This window comes from Brucella gallinifaecis (genome assembly GCF_006476605.1).
GTDB lineage: Bacteria > Pseudomonadota > Alphaproteobacteria > Rhizobiales > Rhizobiaceae > Brucella > Brucella gallinifaecis.
In genome coordinates, this window is record NZ_ML636807.1 from 106,677 (window position 1) to 118,334 (window position 11,658).

The following is an 11,658-nucleotide window of genomic DNA, read 5'->3' on the forward strand; positions in this document are numbered from 1 at the left end:
CTCCTTGTAGTAGCTCATCATGCGCGGGCCGGAAGCTTTTGACCTTCATCCCTCACGCCGCCGGGGAGGAACCACAACAGACCCCGGCATAACTCGATCGCGAACTCAATTCCTGCGGAAGAATGATGGCTAAAGCCTTACATTCCCTTAAACCGGCTCTTAAACCAGCCCTTAAACCGGCCGTCTCCGGTATCTGTATTAAACCCGGCAGCAGCTTTCGCTCCTGCCGGGATATTTCAATCGGCAATGCGATCTCAGCCCTTGAGGACTTCGACCAGCGTCTTGCCAAGCTGTGCTGGCGAAGGAGACACACGAATGCCAGCCGATTCCATGGCTGCAATCTTGTCTTCTGCGCCGCCCTTGCCGCCCGAGATCACGGCGCCTGCATGGCCCATGGTGCGTCCTGCAGGAGCCGTACGGCCAGCAATAAAGCCAACCATTGGCTTTGAGCGACCACGCTTGGCTTCATCCTTGATGAACTGCGCTGCATCTTCTTCCGCAGAGCCACCAATTTCACCGATCATGACAATCGACTTGGTTTCATCATCAGCCAGGAACATTTCCAGCACATCAATAAACTCGGTGCCCTTGACCGGATCGCCGCCGATACCGACAGCAGTCGTCTGGCCGAGGCCTTCGTTCGAGGTCTGGAACACTGCTTCATAGGTAAGTGTCCCGGAGCGCGATACAACACCCACCGAACCCTTCTTGAAGATATTGCCCGGCATAATGCCGATCTTGCATTCTTCAGGGGTCAGGATGCCGGGGCAGTTTGGTCCAAGCAGGCGCGACTTCGAGCGTTCCAGACGCTCCTTCACGCGAACCATATCCATGACCGGAATGCCTTCGGTGATGCAGACGATGAAGCCGACTTCCGCTTCAATCGCTTCGATGATGGCATCCGCAGCCCCTGCCGGTGGAACATAGATCACGGAAGCGTCAGCACCTGTGCGTTCCTTGGCTTCGGCAACGGTTGCAAAAATGGGCAGCTTTTCGCCCTTTGAACCTTCCCAGGTTTCGCCACCCTTTTTCGGATGGATACCGCCGACCATCTGCGTGCCGTAATAGCTGAGCGCCTGTTCGGTGTGGAAAGTACCGGTCTTGCCGGTCAGGCCCTGTACGAGAACCTTGGTGTCCTTGTTAACGAGAATGGACATGCCTTAATTCCCCTTCACTGCAGCGACGATTTTCTGCGCCGCATCGTCGAGATCGTCAGCCGAAATAACATTCAGGCCCGACTCGTTGATGATCTTCTTGCCAAGTTCCACATTGGTGCCTTCAAGACGGACAACCAGAGGAACCTTGAGGCCGACTTCCTTGACCGCAGCGATAACGCCTTCAGCGATCACGTCACACTTCATGATGCCACCGAAGATGTTGACCAGAATGCCCTGAACAGCCGGATCAGCAGTGATGATCTTGAACGCAGACGTTACCTTCTCCTTGGTCGCACCGCCACCAACGTCGAGGAAGTTGGCAGGCTCCGCACCATAGAGCTTGATGATGTCCATGGTTGCCATGGCAAGGCCTGCGCCATTGACCATGCAGCCGATATTGCCATCAAGAGCGACATAAGCGAGATCGTGCTTGGAAGCTTCGATTTCCTTTTCGTCTTCTTCCGACAGATCGCGCAGCTCAACAATGTCAGGATGACGGAACAATGCATTGCCGTCGAACGATACCTTGGCATCGAGAACGCGCACGCGGCCATCGGTCATGACGATCAGCGGATTGATTTCCAGAAGGCTCATATCCTTCTCGGAGAAGGCCTTGTAGAGGATCGGAAACAGCTTGAGACCGTCTTCACGCGCAGCATCTTTAAGCTCCAGCGCATCGGCAAGCTTGTTTGCGTCTTCATCGGTCACACCCTTAGCAGGATCGATGGCAACGGTGATGATCTTTTCCGGGGTTTCTTCAGCAACAGCTTCAATGTCCATGCCGCCTTCGGTCGAAACGACGAAAGCAGGACGGCCAACAGTGCGGTCGATGAGGATCGAGAGATAAAGCTCGCGCTCAATATCTGCACCATCTTCGATGTAAAGACGGTTGACCTGCTTGCCAGCTTCGCCGGTCTGCTTGGTCACGAGTGTGTTGCCGAGCATTTCTTTCGCATGGGCAACCACTTCATCGACAGACTTTGCCAGGCGCACGCCGCCCTTGGCATCTGAACCAAGTTCCTTGAACTTGCCCTTGCCGCGTCCACCAGCATGGATCTGGCTCTTGACGACATAAAGCGGGCCCGGAAGCGTCTTTGCCCATTCTTCCGCCTGTTCGACGGAATAAACAGCCACACCATTGGCGATCGGTGCGCCATAAGTGTGGAGCAGGCGCTTGGCCTGATATTCATGAATATTCATCTGGTTGTCCTCTGCGGATTCCCGACCCTTTCAGCGGGGCCGGTACATATTGACAGCCGGAAAAGGCCGGATCCCCCATAAGAGCGACCCGGCCTTGTCTGGAACTTATTTCAGTGACGGAGCAATACCGACACAAGCTTCACAAAGACCGGCAACAGATGCGACCGACTTTTCAAACTCAGCTTTTTCGTCCTTATTGAGATCAATCTCGATAATACGTTCAACGCCATTGGCACCAATCACGGTTGGAACGCCGACATACATGTCTTTGACGCCATACTGACCGGTTAGCTGTGCTGCCACAGGCAGAACGCGCTTCTTGTCCTTGAGATAGGATTCAGCCATAGCGATTGCCGAAGAAGCAGGCGCGTAGAAAGCCGAACCGGTCTTGAGCAGGCCGACGATTTCTGCGCCGCCATCACGGGTGCGCTGAATGATCTTGTCGAGCTTTTCCTGTGTGGTCCAGCCCATCTTGACGAGGTCTGGCAGCGGGATACCGGCAACGGTCGAATAACGAGCCAGTGGAACCATTGAATCGCCATGACCGCCAAGCACAAATGCAGTGACGTCTTCAACCGACACATTGAATTCTTCCGACAGGAAGTAACGGAAACGGGCGCTGTCCAAAACGCCAGCCATGCCGACAACCTTGTGTGCCGGCAGACCGGAGAATTTCTGCAAGGCCCAGACCATCGCATCGAGCGGGTTGGTGATGCAGATAACGAAAGCTTCAGGCGCATATTTCGCAATACCTGCGCCTACCTGTTCCATCACCTTCAGGTTGATACCCAGAAGATCATCGCGGCTCATGCCCGGCTTGCGCGGCACGCCTGCGGTGACGATGACAACGTCTGCGCCTTCAATTGCGGCATAGTCGTTTGCACCGGTGAACTTCGCATCAAAACCGTCAACCGGTGAAGATTCTGCAATATCCAGTCCCTTACCCTGCGGAGTGCCTTCCGCAATGTCGAAAAGGACGACGTCGCCGAGTTCCTTCAGACCAGCAAGATGAGCGAGCGTACCGCCGATCATGCCGGAACCGATGAGGGCAATCTTGTTGCGTGCCATGTTGTTTCTTTCCTCAAGTTTGATCCAGAAACGCATGAAGCTATCCGGTTTCCTCCCGGAAAACGCGTCTGCGCTGCGAGGGTTCGATAGGACTCTTTGCAGAAAAACTCAACTCATTATTTTGCGACCAATGTTTTCAATCGGTTAGATTTATATGTTCTTACGTAAAGGTAAACTATTTTGGCAAAATTGGGGCAATTGAGTCTCTTCGTCCGACTGTTTCATTCCCTTTGAAACGAGACAGCGCGTCCGCAAATGATTTTGCTGGTGAGTACAATTCCACTGAAGAGATTTGCATTGACCCAGGCCATATCAAGGCAACATAACTCACAAATACTATAAGTCGAGTCTGTGGCAGTTCGATGATGGTAAAGGGGCAATACACCCCTCACTTTAGAGCACATCCCGAAAAGTGGGAACCGGTTGTCGGACAAAGATGCGCGTTAAAACAAATGATTAGAGCGCCGATCTGATTCAATAAGATCAAAACGCGCTCTACTGTGCTGCTTTTTCAGAAAATGCATCAAGATATTCAGCGCTCTGCATTTCAAACAGGCGTGACGCAGTACGATCAAACTCGAAAGCTTCCACGCCCTGGCTTGTCTGATAGAGCTTTTCCGGCTGAGCTTCAGCGGAAACAAAAAGCCGCGCATGATGATCATAGAGCACATCAATCAGCAGGATAAAGCGCTTGGCCTCATTGCGACGCGACTGGTCAAGCACCGGCACATTATCAATGAACAATGTCTGGTAGCGTGAAACGATAGCCATGTAATCGCTTGCAGCAAGCGGCTGTGAGCACAGCTCCTCAAAGGTGAAACGCGCAGCACCCGGCACGGCCTGCTGCACCGGAATATCGCGACCCTTTATATGGATGATATCGGGCTGTTCTTCTGCACCGTTTTTATGGGCACTCCAGGCCGCATCCATACGCTTGGCCGTCTCGGAACCAAGAGGTGTGAGATAAACCGGCTGACGATCAAGCTTTTCCAGACGGTAATCAGTACGCGAATCGAGATTGATCACATCGACATGTTTTTTGAGAATATCAACAAATGGCAGGAACAGCTGGCGGTTCAACCCATCGCGATACAGATTGTCAGGCGCAACGTTAGACGTTGCAATCAGCACCACGCCGCGTTCAAACAATGCGCTGAACAGGCGCGACAGGATCATCGCATCCGCAATATCAGTGACCGTAAATTCATCAAAGCACAGCACCCATGCCTGTTCTGCCAGAGCTTCCGCAACCGGCGGGATCGGGTCTTCCTGCTTGGTTTCACCGCGTTTCAAGGCCTGACGATGCGCATTGATACGCTCATGTGCATCAGCCATGAAATCATTAAAATGCGCCCGGCGTTTGCGCTCGACCGGCAAAAGCTCAAAGAACATATCCATCAGCATGGTTTTGCCGCGGCCAACCTCGCCGTGAACATAAAGCCCTTTGACAATGGCAATTTCCTTGCGCTTGCCGAAAAGCCAACCAAGAGCGCTCGATTTACGCGATAGTCGCTTGGTGCAGATTTCTTCGATCAAGCGGTCATAACGTGCAGTCAGCTCAAGCTGCGCGGGATCAGAATCAACCTCCCCTACCCTGACCAAGGCATCATAATGCTCGCGAACCGATGGGAACGCCTTCAGATTACCGTTGATGGACATGATTGCTTCCGTAATGACTTTTGTTATGCACTTTGGCCAAGCGCTTTTTTAAAAAAATGGCGAAACAGTCTTAATGACTGCCTCGCCGGTCTTTAACGTAATTTCTTTATCAGCGCGACAGCGAAACGGACTGACCGCTTGTGGTCTGGCCATCAAAACGGCCCTGACCGGATGAATAAAGCGTTGCAACCGTACCGCCATTGGCATCGTATAGCGAAAGCTGCTTGCCATTGACCGCCCATGAAGCGAGGCTTCCCAGTTCACCCGGGCAGCGCAATGGACCAGCGCGATAGCCCTGACCATATTTGGTCTGCGGCGTTGCGATCTTGCACTGCTGGCCGGAAAGCGAAGCATTCCAGACACCAGCCACCGCACCTGGTGTCAGATCAGGTGCAGATTCAGGTGGAAGGCTTGCAACCTGTGTCCCGGTCTCAGGCACAGATGTATCTGTTGTCGGCGCTGTCGGGAACGATGTCGGAGCATTCAGATTACCAGACTGTACGGAATGTACAGGGGCTGAACGCAGCGGCGCAGGACGAGGCGGCGATACATTATTGTCAAAGCCACCAACCCGGGAGCTCTGGCAACCGGCTAGTATTGCACCCGCCGCAGCGATGCTGAGCAAACTCGCTTTTGAAATTCCCATCTGGTTCTCCAATCTCGCCATAAGTTCTGGCATATTCGGGGGCTTGATATTCTGGGGCTTGATATACTGGGGAGCGCCCTCGCACCATCAAGTTTGAAAGCTCGACCTGAAACAATATTGCACCGATAAAATGGCGATATGGTTAAAAAATCAACCATAAGCTACCGTGAATTTATGCAAATTGAGCCGAAGGGACTTGAAAAAGCTTAGAAAATTTTGAAATGGCGCAGGAAGGCCACAGTTTTTGAAGAAACTGAAATTCATTATAATGGCAACAGGAGACTAATGCCGGCAATATTGTCTCGGTACTGGCAATTTACAGGCTTTTCCGCCATATAGTGCCTTTCGCGCATAAACGGCCAAACCAACAGGACCACGAACCAGCAATGAGCAAGGCTATCTTCGCCAAAATGAACGGACTGGGCAACAAGATCATTGTTGCCGATATGCGCGGACGCAGCGATCATATCGCGCCGGCTGCTGCAATCCGTCTGGCTGGTGACGAGGCCACCTCATTTGACCAGATCATGGCGATCCATGATCCAAAGACGCCCGGCACCGATCATTATATCGAGATCATCAATTGCGATGGCACACAGGCACAGGCTTGCGGCAATGGTACGCGCTGTGTTGTGCAGTGGCTTTCCAATGAAAGCGGAAAACAGGATTACACCTTCCAGACATTGGCAGGCATCGTGAGCGCCTATAAGCATGAAGACGGGCTGATCACTGTTGATATGGGCAAACCGCATTTCGGCTGGCAGGAAATCCCTCTTGCCCATGAAGTCGCAGACACACGCGCCATTGATCTTTTTGCCGGCCCTGCCGATGCGCCCGTTCTGCAATCGCCGTCGATTGCATCCATGGGCAATCCGCATGCGATTTTCTGGGTTGAAAACGATGTCTGGTCCTATGCGCTCGATCAATATGGACCTGTGCTCGAACATGATCCAATCTTCCCTGAACGCGCCAATATTTCCATTGCTCAGGTCACATCGCCCGAAAGCATCAATCTGCGCACATGGGAACGCGGTGCAGGCTTGACCCGTGCCTGTGGCTCTGCCGCCTGCGCTGCCGCTGTTTCAGGCGCACGCACGGGCCGCACGCAACGCAACGTCACCGTTCAAGTGCCCGGCGGCCCGCTCACGATTGAATGGCGCGAAGATGATCATGTCATGATGACCGGCCCTGCCGAGTGGGAATTCAACGGCACATTCGATCCTGCAAATGGCATATGGGAGAACGCCCCAAAGACGAGCCGGGGAGCTGCCTGATGGCTGTGGAAGTCGTAACTTTCGGATGCCGCCTCAACACCTATGAATCCGAGGTGATGAAGCGCGAAGCGGATAATGCCGGTCTTGGCGCGTTGAAGGACGGCGCGATCATCTTCAACACCTGTGCGGTGACAGCAGAGGCCGTGCGTCAGGCGCGTCAGGCAATCCGCAAAGCGCGACGCGACAACCCGCAAGCGCGTATCATTGTGACGGGCTGCGCTGCACAAACGGAATCGGCCAAATTCGAGGCCATGGACGAAGTTGACCTTATTTTGGGTAATGAGGAAAAGCTGAAATCCAACTCCTACCGCATGTTGCCCGATTTCGGTGTGAACCAGTTCGAAAAGGTCCGCGTCAACGACATTATGGAAGTGCGCGAAACCGCAAGCCATATGGTTGATGCGATTGAAGGCCGTGCACGCGCATTCGTGCAGGTGCAGAATGGCTGCGATCACCGCTGCACTTTCTGCATCATTCCCTATGGACGCGGCAATTCGCGCTCGGTGCCAATGGGCGGTGTGGTCGATCAGGTCAAACGCCTCGTCGATAATGGTTACGCGGAAGTGGTGCTGACCGGCGTGGACATGACCTCTTACGGTCCTGACCTTCCGGGAAGCTTACGCCTTGGCAAGCTGGTGAAAACTGTTCTTGGTCAAGTGCCGGATTTGCAGCGCCTGCGCCTGTCATCCATTGATTCCATCGAGGCCGACGAAGACCTGATGGAGGCAATCGCCAATGAAAAGCGCCTGATGCCGCATTTGCATCTGTCGCTTCAGGCAGGCGATGACATGATCCTCAAACGCATGAAGCGTCGTCATCTGCGTGATGATTCCATCCGCTTCTGCGAGGATGTACGCGCTCTTCGCCCGGATATCGTCTTTGGTGCCGATATCATTGCCGGTTTCCCGACCGAAACAGAAGAAATGTTCGCAAATTCGATGAAGATCGTCGAGGAATGCGGGCTTACGCATCTGCATGTCTTCCCCTATAGCGCACGCGAAGGCACACCGGCGGCGCGTATGCCGCAAGTCAGGCGCGAAATCGTCAAAGATCGCGCAGCACGCTTACGCGCCGTGGGCGACCGGGCTTATGAAAAACACCTCACTTCTCTCAATGGCACTCACCAGCGCCTGTTGATCGAGAAGGAAGGCATTGCCCGTACGGAAGGCTTTACGCTCGCCGCAGTGGATCAGGGCAATCCCGGCGAAATTATCGAACGAATTGTGACGGGGCATGACGGTGAAAAACTTCTCACCCGTCAGGCAGAGTACAAAGCGGCTTAGACAAGGCATCAAAATTCATGGCAATGGGTTTCATCAAGAAAATGTTCTCCTTCGGCAAGAAGGAGGTCGAGGAAAAGCCGGTCGAACAACCGGTTCCCGATACTGTCGAAGCAGCACTTCCGGAAACCGTCGAAACGCCTGAACAAGCTGAAATTCCTGCTGCCGAAGCAACCATTGCCGAACCGGAAGTAGCTGTGGTTGCTCCAGAGCCTGATCCGGTTGAAGAAGCCATGGCTGAACCGGAACATCCGGTGGCTGAAATCGAAATTCCAATTGAACATCCCCCGGTAATGGAACCGGTCGTGGTGGAAACACCGGCGATTGAAACAGAGCCTGCTGAAACCCCGGCAATTGCACCTGCTCCTGAGCCAGTCAAACCCAAAAAGGTCAAGGTCGCAAAAGCCGTTGAAGAACATCAGGAAGAAGTGGAGGTCGAAGCCGCACCTGAACCAAAGCTTTCATGGTTCGAGCGGCTGCGCCGCGGTCTGCTGCGTTCATCGAATTCATTGAGTGATTCCATCAGCGGCATTTTCACCAAGCGCAAGCTGGATGAAGATACGTTGCAGGATCTCGAAGACGTGCTCATTCAGGCCGATCTCGGGCTTGAAACCGCCATGCGGGTAACTGATGCCCTGTCATCAGAGCGTTACGGCAAGGATGTCACGGGCGAAGAAGTCCGCAACATCATGGGTGCGGAAATTGAAAAAGTGCTTGGCCCGGTTGCCAAGCCGTTAGAGCTTGATCTCTCGCATAAGCCCCATGTCATTCTGGTGGTTGGCGTCAACGGCACCGGCAAGACAACGACAATCGGCAAGCTTGCGGCAAAGCTGACCGCCGGTGGCCTCAAGGTGATGCTTGCGGCAGGCGATACATTCCGTGCCGCAGCCATTGAGCAGCTGCATATCTGGGGCGAACGTACCGGATCACCTGTTGTGTCAAGCAAGCTTGGCGCTGATGCGGCCGGTCTCGCATATGATGCATGGAAACAGGCGAAAGATGCGGGCAGCGATGTGTTGATCATAGACACGGCAGGTCGTTTGCAAAACAAGGCCGAGCTGATGGACGAACTTGCCAAGATCGTCCGGGTCTTGGGCAAACATGACCCGGAAGCACCGCACACGGTTCTTCAGACACTGGATGCGACCACCGGGCAGAACGCGCTCAATCAGGTTGAAATTTTCAAGAATATCGCTGGCGTCAATGGCCTTGTCATGACCAAACTGGATGGCACGGCACGCGGCGGTATTCTGGTTGCGATTTCGGCCAAACACAAACTACCGATCTATTTCATCGGCGTCGGCGAAGGTGTCGACGATCTTGAACCATTTGCGGCCAAGGATTTTGCCCGCGCCATCGCAGGAGTTGCCTGATGGAGCATCCCGTTTTCGAACGCGATCCCTCACAAAAAACTGAAATCCAACGCAAGGAAGTGCCGCCGCTGCTCAAGCTTGCGCTGGAACTTGGGCCGCTTCTGGTGTTCTTCTTTGCCAATGCACGTGGTGAAAGCCTGATTGAGCGCTTTCCTGTGCTGGCACAGATCGACAAACCGATCTTTCTGGCGACTGCGCTTTTCATGGTTGCGACCGTCATCGCCCTTGCTGTTTCATGGTCAATGACGCGCACCCTGCCTATGATGCCGCTTATTTCCGGTATTGTGGTGCTGGTCTTTGGTACGCTCACGCTCTGGCTGCACAATGATACCTTCATCAAGATGAAGCCGACAATCGTCAACACGCTGTTTGGCGCAATTCTGCTGGGTGGGCTTTTATTCGGAAAATCCCTGCTCGGCTATGTGTTTGACTCGGCCTTCAAACTCGATGCAGACGGCTGGCGCAAACTGACCTACCGCTGGGGTCTGTTCTTCATTTTTCTCGCCGTGGTCAATGAAGTGGTGTGGCGCAATTTTTCAACCGATGCCTGGGTTTCCTTCAAGGTCTGGGGCATTATGCCGATCACCATTGTCTTCACACTTTTACAAATGCCGCTTATCCAGAAACATACCCTGCCAGAATCAAAGTTAGAATCAAAGACAGACTAAAAACTTGATAGGAGAGCGCCATGTCCCCAATCGGCAAAAGACTGGATATTGAACAATTCATCTGCCGCAGCGATAATTATGGCGTTCTCATTCATGACCCGGAAAGCGATCTGACGGCAGCAATCGATGCACCCGATGCAAAGGCTATTGAAAACGCACTCAGGCGCCGTGGCTGGACGCTGGATTTCATCTTCACCACCCACCATCACCTTGACCATGTTGAGGGCAATGCGGCACTCAAAGCCAAATTCGGCGTCAGCATCATTGGCCCCAAGGCAGAAGCCCACAAAATTCCAACACTCGACCGCACCGTGCAGGATGGTGACGAATTCACTTTCGGGCTTTTCAAGGTCAAGGTGATTTCAACCCCCGGCCATACAGCAGGCGAGGTTTCCTTCTATCTGCCGGAAGCAAAAGTCGTCTTCACAGGAGACACGCTTTTCGCACTGGGCTGCGGAAGATTGTTCGAGGGCACAGCCGGCACAATGTTCCAGTCATTGCAAAAGCTTGTAGCCCTGCCCGGTGATACACAAGTCTATTGCGGTCATGAATATACCCAGAGCAATGCGCGTTTTGCCCTCACCATAGACCCCGATAATTCGGCGCTGAAAGAACGTGCCACCGAGATTGCACGGCTGCGTGCGGCTGATAAGATGACGCTTCCCACCAGCATCACACTTGAAATGGCAACCAATCCGTTTCTGCGCTGGCACGATGCGCGAATTCGTACGCGGCTCAATATGCAAAACGCAAGTGATGAAGCAGTTTTTGCGGAAATCCGTAAGCGCAAAGATTTATTCTAGGATTCTATCATGACAAAGATTTTCACGATGAAAAGCTTCAAGAATGCGAAACGCTTCCAGACCGCAGCCCTTTTGGGTCTCTCGCTTGCGATCCTGCCGCAATCCGTAAAACCGGCTTTTGCCGAAGATATTCTGGCAATTGCCACACCGCTCGAAACGCCGGCAGAAATCAACAATTTCAAGCTGAGCGAAGACCTTCTGTCACGCATGGAAAAAATCCACAACAAGCTTGAAGAAATGCAGCTTTCGCCCACAGCAGAAGAAGGTCAGGATGCCCGGCCTTCGATGGATTCGATGGTCAAAAGCATCGAGTCCCGCCCCCAGGTTGTCGAGGTGATGCAAGCGGAGAATATTGCGCCGCGCGATTATCTGCTGGCTTATTTTGCGATGATGAGCGGGCTTGCAGCGGCAGATGCGGAAGAAGAAGATCAGCTTGTCGATGAAGTGAAACAGATCAACCCGGAGCATGTCACCTTTGCCAAGCAATATGGTGAACGCATCCGCGAGCTGATAGGCGAATAATTTAAAAA

Annotated in this window: 11 protein-coding genes; 6 read left to right on the forward strand and 5 right to left on the reverse strand. The window is 53.3% G+C overall.

All coding sequences use genetic code 11. The features are described from left to right. Nucleotides 1-254 precede the first annotated feature (254 nt). The 5 genes from sucD to FHY56_RS12580 form a co-directional block, all read right to left on the reverse strand. Nucleotides 255-1,157: a succinate--CoA ligase subunit alpha gene (gene sucD / locus FHY56_RS12560; protein WP_140905546.1), complete on the reverse strand. Its 903-nt coding sequence runs from the start codon at nt 1,155-1,157 to the stop codon at nt 255-257. A gap of 3 nt (nt 1,158-1,160) precedes the next feature. Then, on the reverse strand, nt 1,161-2,357 hold the full coding sequence (gene sucC / locus FHY56_RS12565; protein WP_140905547.1) for an ADP-forming succinate--CoA ligase subunit beta: 1,197 nt from the start codon (nt 2,355-2,357) through the stop codon (nt 1,161-1,163). A 105-nt stretch (nt 2,358-2,462) separates the two neighbouring features. After that, nucleotides 2,463-3,425: a malate dehydrogenase gene (gene mdh / locus FHY56_RS12570; protein WP_140905548.1), complete on the reverse strand. Its 963-nt coding sequence runs from the start codon at nt 3,423-3,425 to the stop codon at nt 2,463-2,465. A gap of 495 nt (nt 3,426-3,920) precedes the next feature. After that, nucleotides 3,921-5,084: a cell division protein ZapE gene (gene zapE / locus FHY56_RS12575; RefSeq protein ID WP_140905549.1), complete on the reverse strand. Its 1,164-nt coding sequence runs from the start codon at nt 5,082-5,084 to the stop codon at nt 3,921-3,923. A gap of 109 nt (nt 5,085-5,193) precedes the next feature. After that, nucleotides 5,194-5,730: a protease inhibitor Inh/omp19 family protein gene (locus FHY56_RS12580; RefSeq protein WP_140905550.1), complete on the reverse strand. Its 537-nt coding sequence runs from the start codon at nt 5,728-5,730 to the stop codon at nt 5,194-5,196. A 386-nt stretch (nt 5,731-6,116) separates the two neighbouring features. On the opposite strand from FHY56_RS12580, the gene dapF reads away from it, so the two are divergent. From dapF to FHY56_RS12610, 6 genes are read left to right on the forward strand one after another with little or no spacing between them, the layout of a single operon-like run. Continuing rightward, entirely contained in the window at nt 6,117-7,004 is an 888-nt protein-coding gene (gene dapF / locus FHY56_RS12585) for a diaminopimelate epimerase (protein ID WP_140905551.1), read from the forward strand. Beyond that, a complete protein-coding gene (gene mtaB / locus FHY56_RS12590) occupies nt 7,004-8,287 on the forward strand; it encodes a tRNA (N(6)-L-threonylcarbamoyladenosine(37)-C(2))-methylthiotransferase MtaB (protein WP_140905552.1) in 1,284 nt (427 codons plus the stop codon). Before dapF ends, mtaB begins: the two co-directional genes overlap by 1 nt. A 17-nt stretch (nt 8,288-8,304) precedes the next feature. Then, a complete protein-coding gene (gene ftsY / locus FHY56_RS12595) occupies nt 8,305-9,657 on the forward strand; it encodes a signal recognition particle-docking protein FtsY (RefSeq protein WP_140905553.1) in 1,353 nt (450 codons plus the stop codon). Beyond that, nucleotides 9,657-10,325: a septation protein A gene (locus tag FHY56_RS12600; protein ID WP_140905554.1), complete on the forward strand. Its 669-nt coding sequence runs from the start codon at nt 9,657-9,659 to the stop codon at nt 10,323-10,325. Before ftsY ends, FHY56_RS12600 begins: the two co-directional genes overlap by 1 nt. A gap of 20 nt (nt 10,326-10,345) precedes the next feature. Then, nucleotides 10,346-11,128, forward strand: a complete 783-nt coding sequence (gene gloB / locus FHY56_RS12605; RefSeq protein ID WP_140905555.1) for a hydroxyacylglutathione hydrolase — start codon at nt 10,346-10,348, stop codon at nt 11,126-11,128. A gap of 27 nt (nt 11,129-11,155) precedes the next feature. Next, complete coding sequence (locus tag FHY56_RS12610; protein ID WP_140905599.1) at nt 11,156-11,650, forward strand: hypothetical protein; 495 nt, start codon at nt 11,156-11,158, stop codon at nt 11,648-11,650. The last annotated feature ends 8 nt before the right edge of the window (nt 11,651-11,658 follow it).